Annotated in this window: 21 protein-coding genes; 15 read left to right on the forward strand and 6 right to left on the reverse strand. The window is 43.3% G+C overall.

Going from position 1 to position 18425, the window contains the following annotated elements:
• Positions 1 to 17: 17 nt before the first annotated feature.
• A complete protein-coding gene (locus LOZ91_RS07115) occupies positions 18 to 1115 on the reverse strand; it encodes an alpha/beta fold hydrolase (RefSeq protein ID WP_100355327.1) in 1098 nt (365 codons plus the stop codon).
• Positions 1116 to 1257: 142 nt separating this feature from the next.
• Here LOZ91_RS07115 and LOZ91_RS07120 point away from each other — a divergent pair, with 142 nt between their 5' ends.
• The 9 genes from LOZ91_RS07120 to trpB all read left to right on the forward strand — a co-directional run bounded on the left by LOZ91_RS07120 (position 1258) and on the right by trpB (position 8965).
• A complete protein-coding gene (locus tag LOZ91_RS07120; protein ID WP_244782892.1) occupies positions 1258 to 2445 on the forward strand; it encodes an O-succinylhomoserine sulfhydrylase in 1188 nt (395 codons plus the stop codon).
• Positions 2446 to 2473: 28 nt separating this feature from the next.
• Positions 2474 to 2803: a YbaB/EbfC family nucleoid-associated protein gene (locus tag LOZ91_RS07125; protein ID WP_004731251.1), complete on the forward strand. Its 330-nt coding sequence runs from the start codon at positions 2474 to 2476 to the stop codon at positions 2801 to 2803.
• Between the two features lie 13 nt (positions 2804 to 2816).
• Positions 2817 to 3413: a recombination mediator RecR gene (gene recR, locus LOZ91_RS07130; protein WP_004278698.1), complete on the forward strand. Its 597-nt coding sequence runs from the start codon at positions 2817 to 2819 to the stop codon at positions 3411 to 3413.
• A 178-nt stretch (positions 3414 to 3591) separates the two neighbouring features.
• Positions 3592 to 4734, forward strand: a complete 1143-nt coding sequence (locus LOZ91_RS07135; RefSeq protein ID WP_005097077.1) for an HRDC domain-containing protein — start codon at positions 3592 to 3594, stop codon at positions 4732 to 4734.
• Positions 4735 to 4864: 130 nt separating this feature from the next.
• Positions 4865 to 5170, forward strand: a complete 306-nt coding sequence (locus LOZ91_RS07140; RefSeq protein ID WP_159138294.1) for a YcgL domain-containing protein — start codon at positions 4865 to 4867, stop codon at positions 5168 to 5170.
• A 21-nt stretch (positions 5171 to 5191) separates the two neighbouring features.
• Positions 5192 to 5575, forward strand: coding sequence for a hypothetical protein (locus LOZ91_RS07145; protein WP_074383190.1), 384 nt, complete (start codon positions 5192 to 5194; stop codon positions 5573 to 5575).
• Between the two features lie 20 nt (positions 5576 to 5595).
• Complete coding sequence (locus LOZ91_RS07150; protein ID WP_005097074.1) at positions 5596 to 6447, forward strand: MoxR family ATPase; 852 nt, start codon at positions 5596 to 5598, stop codon at positions 6445 to 6447.
• A gap of 13 nt (positions 6448 to 6460) precedes the next feature.
• Positions 6461 to 7648, forward strand: a complete 1188-nt coding sequence (locus LOZ91_RS07155) for a VWA domain-containing protein (protein WP_100535609.1) — start codon at positions 6461 to 6463, stop codon at positions 7646 to 7648.
• A 108-nt stretch (positions 7649 to 7756) separates the two neighbouring features.
• Positions 7757 to 8965, forward strand: coding sequence for a tryptophan synthase subunit beta (gene trpB, locus LOZ91_RS07160; RefSeq protein WP_244782894.1), 1209 nt, complete (start codon positions 7757 to 7759; stop codon positions 8963 to 8965).
• Positions 8966 to 9120: 155 nt separating this feature from the next.
• Here trpB and LOZ91_RS07165 read toward each other — a convergent pair whose 3' ends face one another.
• The 3 genes from LOZ91_RS07165 to LOZ91_RS07175 form a co-directional block, all read right to left on the reverse strand.
• Positions 9121 to 9552, reverse strand: coding sequence for a CBS domain-containing protein (locus LOZ91_RS07165; RefSeq protein WP_005097071.1), 432 nt, complete (start codon positions 9550 to 9552; stop codon positions 9121 to 9123).
• Between the two features lie 104 nt (positions 9553 to 9656).
• Positions 9657 to 10037, reverse strand: coding sequence for a DUF2750 domain-containing protein (locus tag LOZ91_RS07170; RefSeq protein WP_005097070.1), 381 nt, complete (start codon positions 10035 to 10037; stop codon positions 9657 to 9659).
• 153 nt (positions 10038 to 10190) lie between these two features.
• Positions 10191 to 10424: a hypothetical protein gene (locus LOZ91_RS07175; protein ID WP_005097069.1), complete on the reverse strand. Its 234-nt coding sequence runs from the start codon at positions 10422 to 10424 to the stop codon at positions 10191 to 10193.
• Between the two features lie 224 nt (positions 10425 to 10648).
• On the opposite strand from LOZ91_RS07175, the gene LOZ91_RS07180 reads away from it, so the two are divergent.
• Positions 10649 to 11008, forward strand: coding sequence for a hypothetical protein (locus LOZ91_RS07180; RefSeq protein WP_035337940.1), 360 nt, complete (start codon positions 10649 to 10651; stop codon positions 11006 to 11008).
• 97 nt (positions 11009 to 11105) lie between these two features.
• On the forward strand, positions 11106 to 11429 hold the full coding sequence (locus LOZ91_RS07185) for a hypothetical protein (RefSeq protein ID WP_005097067.1): 324 nt from the start codon (positions 11106 to 11108) through the stop codon (positions 11427 to 11429).
• Here LOZ91_RS07185 and LOZ91_RS07190 read toward each other — a convergent pair.
• Together LOZ91_RS07190 and LOZ91_RS07195 are read right to left on the reverse strand one after the other, a co-directional pair.
• Positions 11353 to 12930 carry a pitrilysin family protein gene (locus LOZ91_RS07190; protein WP_244782896.1) on the reverse strand — a complete coding sequence of 526 codons (1578 nt, stop codon included), beginning with the start codon at positions 12928 to 12930 and terminating at the stop codon, positions 11353 to 11355. The two genes, LOZ91_RS07185 and LOZ91_RS07190, sit on opposite strands and share 77 nt — an antisense overlap.
• Before the next feature lie 11 nt (positions 12931 to 12941).
• Positions 12942 to 14336, reverse strand: a complete 1395-nt coding sequence (locus tag LOZ91_RS07195) for a pitrilysin family protein (protein WP_244782898.1) — start codon at positions 14334 to 14336, stop codon at positions 12942 to 12944.
• Positions 14337 to 14515: 179 nt separating this feature from the next.
• On the opposite strand from LOZ91_RS07195, the gene ftsY reads away from it, so the two are divergent.
• The 4 genes from ftsY to LOZ91_RS07215 all read left to right on the forward strand — a co-directional run bounded on the left by ftsY (position 14516) and on the right by LOZ91_RS07215 (position 18123).
• Positions 14516 to 15622, forward strand: a complete 1107-nt coding sequence (gene ftsY, locus LOZ91_RS07200) for a signal recognition particle-docking protein FtsY (RefSeq protein ID WP_005097061.1) — start codon at positions 14516 to 14518, stop codon at positions 15620 to 15622.
• Positions 15623 to 15795: 173 nt separating this feature from the next.
• The gene (locus LOZ91_RS07205; protein ID WP_005097060.1) at positions 15796 to 16485 is read left to right on the forward strand and encodes a nitroreductase family protein; all 690 of its coding nucleotides are present in this window, start codon (positions 15796 to 15798) and stop codon (positions 16483 to 16485) included.
• 191 nt (positions 16486 to 16676) lie between these two features.
• Positions 16677 to 17270, forward strand: coding sequence for a nitroreductase family protein (locus LOZ91_RS07210; protein WP_005097059.1), 594 nt, complete (start codon positions 16677 to 16679; stop codon positions 17268 to 17270).
• A gap of 199 nt (positions 17271 to 17469) precedes the next feature.
• Entirely contained in the window at positions 17470 to 18123 is a 654-nt protein-coding gene (locus LOZ91_RS07215; protein ID WP_100357024.1) for a DUF2057 domain-containing protein, read from the forward strand.
• Positions 18124 to 18425: the final 302 nt, after the last annotated feature.

Below are 18425 nucleotides of genomic sequence, written 5' to 3' on the forward strand. Positions count from 1 at the left end.
ATGCTGACGCAGATGCGCTAAGCATCAAGACGTGTAGAGCGCTGCGCCAGCCAGGTCGTCATTTTGGGCCAGAACGTATTGGCTGTTTTCTGGTTGGACATCAGGCCCAGATGACCACCCGGAATCAGAGTAAACGTCTTATCCTGGCTACTTGTCAATTCTATCAAAGGCTTAGCTGACTGTTCTGTGACAATCTGATCGGTTTGGCCGGCACCGACCAACAGCGAGCAGCTGATATTCTTAAGGTCAACAGTACGACCATTTAAGGTGATTGAACCTTGTTTTAAAGGATTTTGCAGCCACAGATGTAAGACCATGTCCTGATTAATCCCGCCCGGATAATCAATCATCTTATTCAGAAAATTTCCCATGGTGGCATGTTCATAGACATTTTCGACATGATCCAGATTCAGCAAAAACTGCTTCTGGCTTTTCAGCCAGCCGATCGGATCCAGTAACTTAAAGCCCAAGGCATTTACAATGCCGGGCGTATGAATATATTGCTTTGGAATATGACCCTGATGAATGGCCTGTTGCAGATTTTTATTTTTAGAAATCAGTTTATTGGTGGTCGAAAACAGTTTGCCGACCCGTCCTGATGCATAACTGTCGATGGGGCTGCCAACGACCATCAAATTTTTGACATGTTCAGGCGAATGCAAGGCGGTATAAAGCGTGACAAATACCCCAGCCATACTCCAGCCGTGTAGGGAAATGAACTGACTGTCCGAATGCTTGCAGATGGTTTCAATAGATTGAGGAATGGCTGCATCAATAAAAGACAAAAAGTTTAAGTGACGATGTCTAAAGTTAAAACGTTTCCATTCCACCAGATAGACATCAAAACCGCTATGCTGAAAATGCTTGACCAGCGAACGATAGGGATACAGATCATAGATATCCATATTGATGGCGAGAGGGGCGACAAATACCAGCGGCTCCTTGTATTTCTTATCGGGTGAGGCGTAATAGCGAATCTTGCAAAACTCGGTGCTGGCAATATATTCAAAAGGCGTTTTTTGCGACAGAATCAGAGAGGAGGCATTAAACATCCGGGCACTGAAATGTTTCAATTTTTTTTGCTGGCGCTGAAAGTTTTGTTTTAACTGAATCATGTAAATAAAATATCCGTATCCGGGGAAGGATTGATCGAAGTCTAAGCAATAATTGCTTATTATGCCTTGACCTGAAATAGCATAGGCGCTCAAAATGTTGGCAATTTTTTACAAAAGGCAGCCTTAGGGCTGAGGTAGAGCGATGAGCCAGCAAGACGATATTTCATATCAATTAGAAACTTTAGCCATCCGTATAGGTCATACCCGTAGCTTTGAGGGTGAGCATGCTGAACCCATTTTTCTAACATCGTCATTTGTTTATGAAAATGCCGCCGAAGCTGCTGCGAAATTTTCAGGTCAGGAACCGGGCAATATCTATTCTCGCTTTACCAACCCAACCGTTGCCATGTTTGAAAAACGTCTGGCGGCACTCGAAGGTGCAGAGCGCGCCGTTGCTACCAGTTCAGGTATGGCTGTCATTATGGCAGTGACCATGGCTTTTTTGAAAGCAGGTGATCACGTCATCTGCTCACGTGCAGTCTTTGGTTCGACTGTTTCGCTATTTGAAAAATATGTCGCAAAATTTGGGGTTAGTGTCGATTTTGTAGATTTGACCGATCTTGATGCATGGAAAAATGCCATCCAGCCTGAAACCAAATTACTGTTTGTTGAATCTCCATCAAACCCGCTTGCAGAAGTGGCTGACATTCAGGCATTGGCTGATATTGCCCATGCCAATGATGCTTTACTGGCAATCGACAATAGCTTCTGTACACCAGTGTTACAACAACCCCTCAAATTTGGTGCAGACCTGGTGGTGTATTCTGCGACTAAATATCTGGATGGTCAGGGCCGTGCCTTAGGTGGAGCTGTGGTTGGAAACCATAAACTGCTGGAAGAAATCTTTGGTTATGTGCGTACCACAGGTCCTTCAATGAGTCCGTTTAATGCATGGGTATTCCTGAAAGGCTTGGAAACGTTACGTTTACGTATGCGTGAGCATTCAGCAAGTGCGCAGCAACTGGCTGAATTTCTGGATCAGCATCCAAAGGTAGAGAAGGTTTATTATGCCGGTCTGCCTGCGCATATCGGTCATGCGCTGGCAGTGAAACAGCAGACGGGTTTTGGTGGCATTGTGTCTTTTGAGGTGAAAGGCGGTCGTGAAGCCGCTTGGACAGTCATTGACAATACCCGGTTTATCTCGATCACCGGTAACCTGGGGGATGCGAAATCAACCATTACCCATCCGGCAACCACCACACACGGTAAATTATCGCCTGAAGCCAAAGAAGCAGCAGGTATTCGCGAAGGTTTAATTCGTGTTTCTGTTGGTTTAGAAGAGATTGGTGATATTATTCGTGATATTACTCGTGGTTTAGATCTTATCTAATTTTATAAATTTATGTTCGGAGATATTTATGAACATTAATATGTTGATGCAGCAAGCTCAGCGCATGCAAAAAGAAGTTGAAAACAATGTAAAAAAAGCCAAAGAAGAGCTGGCACAAACTGAAGTGCATGCCGAAGCGGGCGGTGGTTTGGTCAAAGTCACCATGACTTGCCGCAATGTGGTGAAGCGTATCGAAATCAACCCTGAATTACTTCAGGATGATCCAGACATGATCGAAGATCTGATTGCTGCTGCAATGAATGATGCTGCGCGTCAGGCAGAATTGGTCTCTGATGAAAGAATGAAAGCAGCAAACTCGGGTATGGGTTTACCACCGGGTCTGGCAGGTATGTTCTAAGGAAGAATGCGCAATGTTTAGTGATCGTTTTGATCAACTGGTTCAAGCATTACGCATTTTGCCAAGCGTTGGGCCGAAATCGGCTCAACGTATGGCATTGCATATGATCATGAAAAATCGTGAAGGTGCAATTGGTCTGGCGCATGCGTTGACTGAGGCGACCAACTACATTCATGAGTGTTCGGTTTGTCATTCATTGACTGAAGATGAAGTGTGCAATATCTGTACGTCGCTAGATCGTGATGATGAATTGCTCTGTGTGGTGGAATCACCTGCAGATGTTATGGCGATTGAGCAAAGTGGCAGCTTTAGAGGGAAATACCATGTACTGGGCGGGCATTTGTCACCGCTCGATGGGATTGGTCCTGAAGAAATTGGCATTCCGTATTTGTTGCACCGTTTGGCCAATGGTCAGGTGAAGGAAGTCATTCTCGCTACTAATGCGACGGTAGAAGGTCAGGCCACGGCACATTATCTGGTGGAAGCCAGCAAGCATCTGCCGATCCAGATGACTCGAATTGCCCAAGGTGTACCACAGGGCGGTGAACTGGAATATGTCGATAGTCATACCTTGAGTCAGGCCGTACATAACCGGATGCGCATGAAGTAAGATAGACTTAAAAATCTTGTTAGTTTTAATATAAAAAAGATATTATTTAAAATCTAGAGCCTAATAAATAAGGGGTATTTTTGCTAGATAGAGCAGAATCAGCGTTATTTTTTATACAAAAATTCTATAGATCAGTTAATATGGATCTATCGAGAATCTAATTTTAGACTCAGTCTTTATGTTTCAATTTATTCAACATCAAAACGATTTATACCCTGTGCTGAACCTGATGGATCAGAGTTCTGTTTACGGGTTGGATACCGAATTTATCAAGGTCGATACTTTGTGGCCGAAACTGGGTGTGTTTCAGATCAATGTAGACAACAAGGTCTATTTGCTGGATGGAACCACCCTGGATCTGACTGAGTTCTTCAATAAAGTTTTTAACGCCCAGCAGAATATTTTTCATGCTTGTAGCGAAGATATTGATCTGCTTTATCACTATACCCAAAAGAAATCACTGACCAATGTGTTTGATACCCAGGTCGGCATGTCTTTTCTGGGGCATGGTCTGCAAGTCAGCTATCAGAATGCGCTCAAACAGATGCTGGAAGTCGATATCGAAAAAGACCAGACCCGTTCTAACTGGCTGGCACGTCCTTTAAGTTCAGAACAATTACTTTATGCGGCCAATGATGTGCATTATCTGGTCAAGCTGTCTGACAAAATCAAACAAGAGCTGGATACGAAATACCTACTGGATTTCGCCTTGCAAGACTGTCGTTTCTTGACTCAGGAAATTGGTGAAGATACACCAACGGCCTTGTTATATCAGGATGTGGGGAATTATCGCCATTCACGCCGTCAGCTGATGCAATTACAGCAATTGATGGTCTGGCGCGATCAGATTGCCAAAGCACTGAATCAGCCACGTAGTTTTATCTTAAAGAATGTCAGTATGATTGATCTGGTCGAGAAGTTCCCGCGCAATAACTTCCAGTTGAGTCAAGTCAAAGATATCCGTTCAAATGTGGTTCGTGAACATGGTAAAACTATTTTAGATTTATTGAAATTCTTGCCGGAACCGGAAAGCTGGCCGTTACGTCTGGCGCGTCCAATCCGTCACTCCTCCAAAGATATCGGCGAAAAGATCGATAACATCATTCAAAATGTAGTCGATGAAACCTCAATTCCAAAAGAAGTGCTGATGCGTAAAAAATGGCTGAATGCCTTGTATCAGCATGTGGTCTTTCATAAGGATGAGCAGGATCTGCCGGATTATCTGCTGGGCTGGCGCTATGAACTGTTAACCCAGCCACTGATTCAGGTGCTGCATCAGGATGAATCTTATTTATCGACCCAGATGAAAGTCAGTGAGTGATCACTTGCAGGATTGGTTAAAGATAGAGCAATTATACAAAATCACGACTGATGCGTGAGACGTGGCTAATGTTTCTGTCTTTTTTTTGATGTATCCTTGCGGATGTTTTTCCAGAAAAGTCGTTTGAAACATGCAAGTGTCTATCTACAAATCCAGCAAAAAAAGTGAAATGTATCTGTATGTGGCGCGTCCTGCGGATGAAAGCGAAGCTGAAATATTCGAGCCACTCAGCGTATTGTCTGAGCCCGTACAAGCCGCATTTGGACGTGCGACTTTTGTCATGCATCTTGAACTGAGCGAATCGCGTAAACTGGCACGTGCCAATGTATTGCATGTGATGGATTCTATTGCTACACGTGGTTTCTTTTTGCAAATGCCGCCAGAAGGCTTGATTGATCCGAATGCAGTCGCTCCAGAAGGATTGCGTGGCGCTTAATGTTAATTCAGGAGTTGTGAAATGAATGGTTATGTTGCTGTCTTAGACTCAATTCCTGAACAGAGCATTGCTGTTGCAGTTTATCTGCTGGGCAGCCTGATTGCTTTATGGTGCTGGTATGGCGTAACCAAGCGACTGCCTAAGCCGCTAGGTGGTTTTTTGTGGATTTTAGGCTTTGCCATTCTATTGACACCGACGGTATCCGAGGGGCCGAATGCCTCTATCGCACCTGCAATTTTTGGCTTGCTGTTTGGTGTGTTGACCAAAGAGCAAGCTCTGATTTGGATTAATGCGTCACTTATTTTATTTGTCATTGGGATTGGATCTGTGATTGGCTATTGCTGGTCGACCTATGTGTCGAACAAAGGCAATCTTCGTGTTCACAAGAAAAGTTCACCGCTGTAAGCAAAAAATAAGGTTAAATCATGTCTGCTGATCATCAACAATTTTCAGGTACGGCTCAGTACATTGCGACTGACAGTTTAAAGCTGGCAGTTAAAGCCGCACGTAGTTTACAAAAACCGTTACTGGTCAAAGGTGAACCTGGTACAGGAAAAACCTTATTGGCCGAACAGGTGGCAGAAAGCCTGGGCTTGAAGCTGATCACCTGGCACATCAAGTCCACGACCAAGGCACAGCAAGGTCTGTATGAATACGATGCGGTGTCGCGCCTGCGTGATAGTCAGCTTGGTGATGACCGTGTCTATGACATCAAGAACTACATCAAGCCGGGTAAACTGTGGGAAGCCTTTACTAGCGAAGAGCGCTGTGTTCTGCTGATTGATGAAATTGACAAGGCCGATATCGAGTTTCCAAATGACTTGTTGCATGAACTCGATAAAATGTCGTTCTATGTTTACGAGACTGGCGAGACCATTACTGCAACCCAGCGTCCAATCGTCATCATTACTTCAAATAATGAAAAAGAATTGCCAGATGCATTCCTGCGCCGTTGTTTCTTCCACTATATCGAATTCCCGGATGAAGCCACCATGCGCGAAATCATCGATGTGCATTTCGAGAATATCTCTGCCACATTGGTGAATGAAGCTTTACAGGTCTTCTTCAAATTACGTCAGATTCCCGGTTTAAAAAAACCACCTTCAACCTCTGAACTGATTGACTGGCTCAGCCTGCTCATGGCCGACGACATGCCGGAAGATATTTTGCGCAATACTGATAAATCCAAAGCGATTCCACCCTTGTACGGCGCCTTGATCAAAAATGAGCAAGATGTACAGTTGCTTGAACGTCTAGCCTTTATGTCACGTCGTTAAGGGAGAAACACGCATGTTTGTGCGACTGTTTTATACCTTACGCAAATACGGCGTACCGGTCTCAACCCGTGAGCTGATCGATTTGAATCAGGCGGTTGCGGCTGGACTGGTCTTTGCCGATCAGGATGAGTTCTATCAGCTGGCCAAAACTGTAATGGTTAAGGATGAGCGCTATTTCGACAAATTCGATCGCGCCATGAAAGACTATTTTGATGGTATCGCGACCTTTGATCTGGATGAACTGCTGAATCAGGTGCATAAGCTGCCCAAAGACTGGTTCGATCTTGAACTGCTTGAAAAGCATTTGACTCCTGAACAGCGCGAAGAGCTGAAAAAAGCCGGATCATTAGAAGAGCTGATGAAAATGCTGGAAGAGCGCTTGCGCGAACAGCATAAAAAACATCAGGGTGGCAACAAGATGATTGGTACCGGCGGCACTTCGCCTTTCGGTGCTTATGGTGATCATCCGGAAGGGGTGCGTATTGGTGGGCCGGGACGGAAACGCTCTGCGGTAAAAGTCTGGGAGCAGCGTCAATATCGCAACCTCGATGATGAGCAGATTCTGGGAAGTCGCCAGATGCAAATGGCACTGCGCCGTTTGCGTAAATTCGCGCGTCAAGGAGCAGCCGAAGAGCTGGATATCGATGGCACGATTCGTGAAACCGCCAAGCAGGGTATTTTAGACGTACAGCTGGTGCCTGAACGCCGTAACCGCATTAAAGTCTTGATGCTGTTTGATGTCGGCGGTTCGATGGACTCGCATATTGCCCAGTGTGAAAAGCTGTTTAGCGCAGCCAAAACCGAATTTAAAACCCTGGACTATTTTTATTTCCATAACTGCCTGTATGACTATGTCTGGAAAGACAATATCCGCCGTTCCAGCTCGCGCATGAATACCTGGGATTTATTCAATACCTATGGCCGTGATTACCGGGTGATTGTGGTTGGTGATGCCAGTATGGCGCCTTATGAAATCACCTCGGTCGGTGGTTCGGTTGAATATATGAATGATGAAGCAGGACAGGTCTGGTTGCAGCGTCTACGTCAGCATTTTGATAAAACCGCATGGCTCAATCCCGAAGAAGAAAATTATTGGCATTACACGCATAGCATTGGTTTGATTAAGCAAATCTTTGAGAACCATATGTTTCCAATGACCTTAAAAGGCATAGAGGATATGACCAAATATTTGGCACGTTAATTCCATTTTTCTATCAGTGACTTTATCTATTGTTATTAGTGCTTTAATGAAAATCGCTTTAAGATGAAGTCACAATTTCTATTTTAAATCCAGTTTTCAGGGATCGCTATGGATCATCAAATTAATGGTATTGCATTACCGAATGAAGCAGGTTTCTTTGGTAATTATGGCGGTCAGTTCATTCCGCCTGATCTTAAACAGGCGATGGATGATATTAATGTTGCATATCAGGAAATTCGCCATACTCCGGAATTTCAAAACGAGCTTAAAGACCTGTTTGCCAACTATGTGGGTCGTCCAAGTCCTTTATTTCATGCCAAGCGTCTGTCAGATCAGTTAGGCGGTGCACAGATTTATCTGAAACGTGAAGATTTAAATCATACAGGTGCACACAAGATCAATCATTGTCTGGGTGAGGCTTTGCTGGCCAAATACATGGGCAAGACCAAAGTCATTGCAGAAACTGGTGCGGGTCAGCACGGCGTCGCATTGGCAACTGCCTGTGCCTTGGTTGGGATTCCATGTGAAATTCACATGGGTCAGGTGGATATTGAAAAAGAGCATCCAAACGTCGTAAAAATGAAGATTCTGGGTGCGCGCCTGATCTCTGTGACGCGTGGTACAGCAACCCTGAAAGATGCAGTTGATAGTGCATTTGAAGAATACTTGAAAGACCCGAAAAATTATATCTATGCCATTGGTTCGGTGGTGGGGCCGCATCCATTTCCAATGATGGTACGTGATTTCCAGTCCATTATCGGTGATGAAATCAAAGTGCAAAGTAATGACCGTTTTGGTGCAAACCCGGACTATGTGGTGGCCTGTGTTGGCGGTGGTTCCAATGCAGTGGGTGCATTTACCGCGTTTTTAAATGAACCGGAAGTAAAGCTGGTGGGCGTAGAGCCGGGAGGTCATGGCCTGGACACCGATATGCATTCGGCGACCTTAACACTGGGTAAACCAAGTCAATTGCATGGTATGGCCTGCTATGTGCTGGAAGATGAACAGGGCGAACCTTTGCCGGTTCATTCGATCGCATCAGGTCTGGATTATCCAGGGGTGGGTCCGCAGCATAGTTTGCTTAAAGACTTAGGTCGGGTTGAATACACCACAGCGACCGATCAGGAATGTCTGGATGCTTTCATGACCTTGTCACGTGTCGAAGGTATTGTGCCGGCATTAGAAAGTTCACATGCAGTCGCTTGGGCGATTCGTGAGGCGGGTAAGTTGCCAAAAGAAGTCAAAATCGTGGTCAATCTTTCTGGGCGTGGTGATAAAGACTCAGATTATGTGGCAGAGAAACTGGGTTTAAATTAAGTTCGCTGACAATATTGATATAAAAATCCCGGTCATGTACCGGGATTTTTTATAGGTGAAATCTGCGTCTTTGTCATGACTTTATTATTTAAATTAAGGGCCTTTAAACTTGATTTTTGCCATGTTTCAGATCTTTTAAAAACACTAAACTGCTTTTAACCTGAAATATATTGCTGTAATTGATCAATCAGTTTGCGTTGGTCATCCATTGCTGCTTTGACCAAATCTCCGATTGAAATCAGACCAAGCAGTTTTTCATCTTCTACCACTGGCAGATGCCGTAGATGGCGCTCAGTCATTAAGGCTAAACAGTCTTCTACAGTCGTCGAGGTATTTACGGTAATCACTTTAGAGGTCATGATTTCATTGACTGTGGTATCGAAAGAGGTTCTTTGCATCAGGGCGATTTTACGGGTGTAATCCCGCTCCGACAAAATCCCTACCACGTTATCTTCATGCGTTACCACAAGTGCCCCGATTCCTTTATCAGCCATCAAGGTGATGGCCTCTAAAACAGTAGAATCTGGACGGATGGTATAAATAGCTTGATGCATTTTTTCATTCAGCACCTGTGCCACATTGGTCATGCTTCATCATCCTTACTGGTCAATTTATTATTAATCCTAGAGTATGCCTTCAACCTGAACATCTCTAAGTGTTTAGGTTTTAGTCTTTATAAATAGCATGTTATTTACGCAATGTGCAGTCTTTGTTGTGAAAAAAATAGGTGACGCATCTGTGCAGTGCTCAGTTTAAGTCTGGTGCCATTGGTATTGCACAGGGCTGGGGTGACATTCAGGCGCGACAAGGTCGGCAATAATGCATTTTCAAAATCTTCAGAATTGATTTTACGCGGAGCATAATCAGGCCAATGTTGCTGGGCATAATTTTTGGCATCGAGAGGATTTAGCCAAAACGGGAAAATACAGTCTTCCTGATCACGCATCATTGCCCAGCCTTTATGATATGCGCCCCATAGCTCGCCACAATTCCTTAAAGATTTCAGCATGGTGATCTTGAAAAGGGATTCTTTACAGATCGGATCAATTTGAATAATTTTTCGTGGTTTCATTAGAATAAAGTGCTATTGGATGTCAGACCTTATTCTAGGAACTTTATAAGTAATTACTGTTTCAGCTTTGCAAGGATTGGTAAGAAAATATGTATTTATTGCTATTTATCGAAAAAAAAGGGCTGAAAAAAACGCCACCTAGGTGACGTTTCATTATGCTTGCAGGGTGGCCATGTTCTGCCAGTACTGCGCTTTGAGTGAATCCCGTTCTACACGGAAACCTTGATAATAAAGTTCTGCTAAAAAAAGCGCTGCTTTACCATGACCTGCACGAGCTGCATCTTCAAGCTGTTTTACCGCATCCACAAAGTTCATTTGGGATTGGATGGTATTCACGGCATCTGCATACAGATGTTCCAGATCGTGTTGAGAGAGTTGTTGTATCATATAAAAACTCCTTAATTTTAATTATGATTACAGGACAGACTAATCAGTCTAAATACAAATATAACTTAGTATTGTTAAACTAATATTACAAAATAATGGAAAAGTCAACCATTCGATTTTATTCGTTTACTTTAGTTATAGTTTACATGACTAAACTATACACACTTATAAATATTATTAAGATAAATTGTAAATAGAGATCAAACAATAAGGAGAAAGCCATGATGACAAGAACTTTAGATGGTGTAAATTTTGATATGCCACCAACTGCTGGGCAAATCCTTGAACTTGCACATTTGCATCGCAAGAAACTGGATGACGCTATATTTAGTAAATATACGCATCTAGGTAATTATGGACTGGCACAACGTAAAGAGGTGTATGACTTTACCCGTGCTCTGGACGTCAATCAGCGTGAGCAGTTCTATAAACTCTATAATGGCGAGTTGGTTCGAATTGCAGATGAAGATCGCCTGCATCCCCCTGAAGCAGAAGCGGGGTTAAGTAAATTTGCTGTTGCACTGGTATTGGTGATTGTAGCATTGGTGCTCTATTCCACTATTCTGAGCAGAATGATGAGCTAATCCGCAGAGTCGTGGATTTTAGCCCTGCTAAATATGGCGCTACTGACTTGAACTTATATAAGCCTAACCATACACTACCTTTAACTTGAGGTAGTGTATGTCTATAGATACAGAAAAGTTAATTCAATGGTTCAGCAGAATCAAGCTGGAACAGATTTATAATATTGTTGTCATTTTTATGGTTGTGGTAATTTTATTTTTAGCCGCATTGGCTCTCTATCGTCCGCTTAGCATCTCTCAAATCACCCAGATTCGGCAACTTTCTGAACAGCAAAATTTGCCCCAAACTCAGGATCTGGCACTGGCTCTATTAGAGCAGCAGCATATCCGTCGTGGGCAGTATCTTAAATTGATGCAGGCCTATCAGCAGGAGTCTCTGCGGGCGCGTCAGCTGCCACCGCTCTCGGTGGAGATGCCTTAGGCACAGGGTTTGCTGGCAAATTGAAATTGGCATCCATTAAATTCTGCTCCAAACGCATTTTCAAGGCATCTTTATCCAGTTCTTTATTGACCACGACCAGCGTTAGGCGGTCTGGATGTAAATGTTTGCGTATTGCATTTTGCACATCCTTTGCGCTAATTCTGGCTAGACGTTCCGGATAACTGGATAAATAATCATTTTGCTCACTATAAAAGCCCATATTGCCTAACTGGGCATTAATGGTGGCATTGCTGCTGTAATTGTTAGGGAAGGCGCGCAGCATGCCTGCTTTGGTTTCTTCCAGACGTTGAGTGTCAATCGGTTGGCTGACAAAATTGATAAATGCCTGATGTGCAATCTGAATACTCTCTAGTAGCTGATCCTGCCGTGTAGAATATTTAAAGCTGAATACTCCGGGTGCCTGACTAAAGCTGAATGAGCTATAAGCGCCGTAGCTAAAACCACGTTTGACCCGCAGTTCCTGCATCAGTACCGCATTAAATCCACTCCCGCCAAACATGCGGTTGGCGACTTCTAGGGCCAGTCGGTCTTCAGTAAAGCGTGATGGCCCTATATGTCCAAAAGTGATATGCGCCTGAGACGAGTTATAGGGTAAATGCACCACTTCAAAACCAGATTTAATTTCAGGCTGTGGTAATGCAGCTGCTTTTTGACCTTGAGTTAAATTGCCGGCAATCCGTTCTGACAGTTCCAGCGCCTGTTTGGGGCTGAGTTTACCGGTAATAGCAATATTCATATTTTGCGCCACCAGAAACTGATCACGGAATTGTTTTAATAATTCGGCATTAATTTTCTTGGTACTGCCTTGGGTGCCACTAATTGGTTCTGCATAAGGATGCTGACCATATAGAGTACGATAAAAACGAATATCCATCAGCCGGCTTGGATTTTCCTGTAATTGCTTTTGTCCCACTTGGGTATTGCTTAAAGCCAGATTAATACTGGAGGGTTTAAATGACGCATTCTTTAGAACTTCCATCATCATTCCGAGTGCCGGTTCCAATTTATTTGGATCTGAAAGCGTACGCAGCCGAACCACAAACATGTCTCGATAGGCCTGTACGCTAAATTGTGCTCCAGTCTGGTCAAAAATTGCCGCCACCTGATTCGCACTATATCTGTCTGTGCCTTCACGCATCAGCCTGGCTGCCATGCTGGACAGGCCATAGAGTCCTTTAGTAATTTCCTGATCACGCGCCGAGCCGGCATTAAAGGTCAGCTGGATATCCACCATTGGAAGATCTTGGGTTTCAACAAATAGCGTACGTACCTGATAGCGATTGTTCAGGTCGTGAATATGCGGTGCCTGAAATTCACGCTGCGGATTGAGATTTTTCAGGCTTTGCAACAGAGGGATAGACTGTAACTGACTCGGATTATCGTTTTGATCGGGTTGAGGGTCCAGATAATTTTCTGCATGAACAGCAGAAGCAAAACTTAAAATAAAACTAAGTAAAAAAGGGCGAAGATGATGACGCATTGCAATCCCCATTATTGGGCTTTTTGTTCAGGTGAGAGATAAAGTGTGCTGAGATTGTCTCGGACGAAATAGGCATTGGCGACACGCTGGATATCCTGAACGCTGACACTTTCAAAATGCTTGGGTAGTTCATCCATCAGCCGATAACTCAGTCCATTGACTTCCAGATTGCCAATCATTTTGGCCTGGCCGGCAATATCATCCTGACTATAAATCAAACTGGAGATAAAGCGGGTGCTGATACGATCTACTTCCTGTTGGGTCATGGCGGTGGTTTTGAGTAAATCCACTTCATCCTGAATCGCTTGTTGTGACTCTTGCAAAGATACGCCTGGCGCAGGTAAGGCAGAAATGCCAAACAGGCTGTCACCACGATTATAAGGATCATAAGAAGCGCTGACAGAGGTCAGAATTTTACGATCACGCACCAGACGGTCTTGCAGGCGTGAAGAAATGCCGCTGTCCAAAAGGCTACGAATAATGGTCAAGGCATACGCATCTTGGGGGTTTTTGGCAGTGCCGAGGGATTTCACATTCCAGGTCATGTACAGATTGGGCACCTGAACATTGCTGTTAATTTCCATATGCCGATAGCCTAAGCGCTCAAACTCCAGCACATCATTACGTGGCGGTGTTGGACACGCAGGAATATCTCCAAAATATTTTTGCACTTGCGCTAAAGCCGCTTCCGATTCCACATTTCCGACAATTACCAGAATGGCATTATTGGGGCTATACCAGTCCCGATACCATTTTTTGACATCATTTAACTGAATATTGTTCAGGGTTTTCATATGTCCAATCACCGGTTGGCGATAATGGCTGGTCGGATAACTGATCCATTTAAAGCGTTCAAAGGCCTGAGCGCGCGGGTTGTCATCGGTACGCTGGCGCCGTTCTTCCATCACCACTTTAATTTCTGGCTCAAAGTCCTGCTGCCGCAGTAATAAATTGCTCATGCGGTCAGATTCAAGTTCCAGTGCCATAGGGAAATAGGCCTTAGGATAGAGCTGATAATAATTGGTGTAATTGGTAAAGGTGGCGGCATTGATGCTACCGCCATAAATCCGGCTCAGACGGGTAAATTCGTCATTTGGAACTTTATGCGTACCTTTGAACATCATGTGTTCAAGTGCATGCGAGACCCCCAGAATATTGCCAGATTCATCACTGCTGCCGACTTTGTACCAGATCTGGGTCATCACCATGGGCGCACGATGGTCTTCCCGAATAATGACTTTTAATCCATTACTTAAAGTGGTTTCAAAAGTGGTGCGTGATAATTCACTACGAGTCTGGGCTTGGGCCTGATTAATACTTAATCCCAGCAATAGGACACCAAGTGGATAAAGCGTTTGTTTAATCATTCTGGAAAAAGAGGAGACAGTCAAAAAGGTAGCGGACACTAGATCTCCCAAAAAATAGGCATTTGTATTTAGGGTTATTTTTAATAAATGCGGAGATGAAAGCAACCAAGAGCTGTAGCTTTTTGGTATGTTTGTCCAGCATTTGCATTGCTAGCTGCAAAGCAGGCAAGTTATGGTAGAATCTGGGTTTTTAACGCAATGCTTTTCAAGGATTCGGCATGCAACAGCAATCTAATGGGCAAAACAAATTTTTGATTGATGCTGATATCGGAGATGATGATGTCACATTACCGAGCTTACCTGCGGTCAATGTGCCTATCGTAGAAACGCCAAGCGAAGCAGCTGTAGTTTCTGCACCTGTCGTAACAGAAACTGAAAATGAAGATTCTGCGGCGAAAGGTGGCTTCTTTAGCCGTATGAAAGAGGGTTTAACCAAAACCCGTAAAAACCTTGCCGATGGGATGGTCAATATCCTGATCGGTGGTAAAGAAATTGATGATGAATTATTAGAAGAAGTCGAAGAGCAGCTGCTGGTGGCCGATATTGGTGTGGAAGCCACCAAGACCATCATTGCTAACCTGACCGAGCGTACCGAACGTGGTGACTTGATCTACTCGCATTCACTGTATAAGGCGCTTCAGGAAGAACTGGTGGCTTTATTGGCACCCCGGGTAAAACCGCTACACATTGATCCGAATAAATCGCCTTATGTGATTTTAGTGGTCGGTGTAAATGGTGTAGGTAAAACCACCACGATTGGCAAACTAGCCAAACGTCTGCAAGGTGAAGGCAAGACTGTCATGCTGGCGGCAGGTGATACTTTCCGTGCAGCTGCAACGGAGCAGCTACAGATCTGGGGTGAGCGTAATAATATTGCGGTCGTGGCTCAAGGCAATGGTGCAGACTCGGCTTCAGTCATTTTCGATGCTTTTGAAAGTGCGCGTGCCAAAGGCGTAGATGTATTAATTGCTGATACAGCTGGTCGTTTGCATAACAAAGGTCATTTGATGCAAGAGTTGACCAAAGTAAAACGTGTCATGCAGAAAATTGATGCGACTGCACCACATGAAGTGATGTTGGTTGTCGATGCCGGAACAGGTCAGAATGCCATTAACCAGGTCGAAATGTTTGATGAGGCGGTAGGCCTAACCGGTTTGACCATTACCAAACTCGATGGGACTGCCAAAGGTGGCGTACTGTTTAATATTGCCAGTCGTACTCATGTGCCGATTCGCTTTATTGGTGTGGGTGAGAAAATTGATGACTTGCGTCCTTTCTCTGCCAAATCTTTTGTTGCTGCATTGTTTGAAACTGAAAATAAATAATGCGTGATAATTCACACAAACTCCGCTAAGTGCGGAGTTTGTTGTTTTTGAGGGGTTTGAATGCTTTAAAAATCAGCTAGAAAATATGAACCAGATCTATCTACCGTAATAAAGCCATTATACTTGTATGGGATTATTCGAGCTGTTTTAGCTGGGTTTTGTGGGGGGAAGAAATGGCATTGCTAAATAAAATTGGTCAGGTATTAACAAGTGATATAACCAAGGACTTTAAATTTTCGAAAAAAAACAAACCTGATGATGATTTGAAACTGACTTTTGTTGATCAGTTGAAAAAGCGCCGTAGTATTTATGAACTTGGCAAGCGGGTACATTATAGTCAGGCGTATCTGAGTGAAATGCTTCAGGCAGCAGTTCGCAGTTGTCCTTCAGCCTATAATTCCCAAAGTACGCGGATTGTAGTGTTATTTGCGGATTCTCATTATAAGTTTTGGGAACTTGTCAAACAGGTTCAACGCCAGCATGTGCCCACACATATTTACGAAGGTGCAGAGATCAAGTTAAATCAGTGTGCCGCGGCATATGGCACGATTTTATTTTACGAAGATCAAGCCGTGATTCAGCAACTACAAAAGAAAATGCCGCTCAATGCAGAAGATTTCCCGATCTGGTCTGAACAGACATCAGGAATGGCGCAATTTGCCGTGTGGACTGCATTGGCAGATTCGGGTTTAGGTGCATCTTTACAGCATTATAATCCGCAGATCGACACTTTAGTCGCCGAGCATTTTGACATTGAAAAGAGCTGGTTGTTACGTGCCCAACTTTGCTTTGGCTCGATTGAGCAGGCAGCAAAAGAAAAATTAGAACAGCAAGATCAGCACTTTTTTAAAGTATTGGGTTAAAAACCGATGAAGGACGGTATAGCAGCATGGATGCTGCGAATGAAATCTAATACAAATATTCTATTCAGATCTAAGTCTGATTGTTCTATAAATAAAACACATTGTTATGGGAATGCACCTGTTTTAAGTGCTCAAAACACGTAGTATGACTTTATCAGTTTTTAATAATCAAAATACATAGAGGTGAATTTATGGCATTTTTAGATCAAATCAAACAGCGCCGAAGCATTTATACCATTGGGAAAAATGTGAGCCTGGAGCAGGCTGAAATTGAAAATCTCATTAAAGATGCAGTTAAACACAGCCCATCATCTTTTAACTCGCAAACTTCTCGTGTGGTAATTTTATTTGGTCAATCACATGATACTTTCTGGCATATTGTGCGTGAAACCTTGCGTGATCTTGTTTCGACAGATGCATTTGAAGCAACCAATAATAAAATTAATGGTTTTGCAGCAGGTTATGGCACCGCATTGTTTTATGAAGACCAGAATGTGGTGAAATCGATGCAAGAACAGTTTGCACTCTATGCCGATAACTTCCCGGTCTGGTCAGAGCATTCTTCAGCCATTGCGCAGTTTGCAACCTGGACAGCTTTGGCAGAGAAAAATATCGGTGCCTCGTTGCAGCATTACAATCCAATTATTGATGAAGAAGTTGCACAAACTTTTGAAGTTCCATCGCACTGGAAGCTTCGCGCGCAATTGGTCTTTGGTTCTATTGAAGCACCTGCAGGCGAAAAAACCTTTATGGATGATGCGGAGCGTTTTAAAACCTTTGCATAAATCGGGTTTCAGCTAAAAAGAAGTGCTTTTGTGCTTCTTTTTTTATTTGTACTGGCTAATAGCAGATAATTTAAAATTGCTAGTCAAATAAATGCTAAAAGTTCAGGTGAAATAAGAGAAGTTTTTGTCATAAAATTGTCATTTCGACGCGGCATAGTGCAGCTCAACTTTAATAATTAACTTGAAATGAGTAGATGATATGGATTTTCGTATTGCGGCAACTGTAGCGGCACTGTTGTTTAGTACCTCGGTTTTTTCAGCGGTGACTATTACAGTACCTGAAGAAATTAAGATCGTTGCGGTAAATAATCAGGAAATAAAATCAAGTCTATTACGTTCTAATTCAACTTATAAACTGGATGCTGGAATGAATAATATCAGCGTCCGCTATAATGAGTTTTTTCAGCACTCTGATAATTCACATGACATTTTAAAGTCGGGAGTGCTTACTGTAAAAACTCCAGAGCTTAAAGATGGTGAAACCTATCGTTTAGCGTTAATTAATGCACCTCAGAATTTTGACGAAGCTAAAAAGTACCAGGATCAGCCCATCATTGGCTTATATGATGCAAAAAATCAGCTGCTTGTTCAGCAAGCGGGCGCTAAAGATGCAGCGAGAACATGGTTTGCAAATAATGTATTGACCAAAACAGTCGAGATGAGTAGCAAGTCAGCAACATCACTTAATCAACCAGCACCTGTATATGCTCAGGCAGCTAGTGTAGCTACGGTCGCCACTCCTCAAACTCAATTCATCGGGCAGAATGATCAACAACTCATTCAATTATGGCAAAAGGCCTCCAAAGCTGAACGTCAAAAATTTATGACTTGGTTGGCTGAACAGACGAATTAAAAGATAAAGTATGAAGGATCAAATGGTATTGATGCTTTTTTAATAGGTAGAGTGCAGAGATTTATATTTGGTTATACTTTTAATGCAAAAAATCTGGAAAATCTCTCAGAAAAGGCTAAAAATAACATTTTAGATTAAAAAATAAACGTACACGTCACTTTTTTGAATCTTTTTGAGAAAAGCCCTTGCGCTTGTTTTTAAAGTGTATAGAATACGCTGCATCAGGCGATACAGCAAAACGAACTTAGCTGATTAAGTTAGGTTGTTGTGTGAGTTGCCTGGTAGCTTGTTTCTGACGAAGG

It is taken from the genome of Acinetobacter sp. F-1 (genome assembly GCF_022869025.1).
Taxonomy (GTDB): Bacteria; Pseudomonadota; Gammaproteobacteria; order Pseudomonadales; family Moraxellaceae; genus Acinetobacter; species Acinetobacter pseudolwoffii.